We start from the raw sequence: 804 nt of genomic DNA on the forward strand, positions 1-804 counted from the left end.
GCGGCCGTGGTGCCCGTCGCCGGCCTCGGCGTGGCCGCGGCCGTGGTCCATGCGGCCGTCTCCCTCCTGGCCCTCGGCTGCCTCGTGCGCCTGAGGGGGCGGCACCGGGCGAGCGCGGCGGAGGCGGCACGCCTGCACACCGAGATACACGAGCGGGAGGTGGAGGCCGCGCGCCGCGATGCCGAATGGCACACCTATGTGCGCAAGCAGTTCGGCGCGGCCCTCCAGGAAGCCGAGTTCCTCGTGGCGAAGCGGCTTCCCGCCGCTCTCTCCGGGGACGCGGTGCCCCCGTCCCCGGAGAGCGGGGAGCCGCTGGTGGCGGAGCTCTCCAAGTGGTTCGACAAGCTGCTCTCGGACGTGTCCGAGGCGCTCGACGAGCGTGAGGAGTCGCAGCGCATCGCGCTGGTCGAGCTGGCGAGCCGGGTCCAGACCTCGGCACACCGGATCCAGGCCACGATCACGGGCGTGGCGGAACGTTACCCCGGCGACTCGGGCCTGCTCGAGGCCACGATGCAGGTGGACCACGCGGCGACGCAGCAGGCCCGGCACGCCCAGAGCCTCAAGGTGCTGTGCGGGGAGTGGCCGGGCCAGCAGTGGCAGAAGCCGCTGGCGCTGGTCGACGTGGTGCGCGCCGCTTCGGGCCGGATCGTCTCGTTCAAGCGTGTCGAGGTGACCGGCGACCCCGATGTCGGCATCACCGCGGCGGTGGTCGAACCCCTGATCCACCTCGTCGCGGAACTGCTCGCCAACGCGACCGAGTACTCACCGCCGAGGACCAGTGTGTCGGTCACCGTGCGCACGGTG

The 804-nt window shown here is 72.6% G+C and carries 1 pseudogene; it reads left to right on the forward strand.

Going from position 1 to position 804, the window contains the following annotated elements:
- Positions 1-6 precede the first annotated feature (6 nt).
- Positions 7-804 (forward strand): annotated as a pseudogene (locus tag B7L92_RS38135) (ATP-binding protein); the annotation flags it as partial.

It is taken from the genome of Streptomyces viridosporus (assembly GCF_002078235.1).
In the GTDB taxonomy this organism is placed as follows: domain Bacteria; phylum Actinomycetota; class Actinomycetes; order Streptomycetales; family Streptomycetaceae; genus Streptomyces; species Streptomyces viridosporus.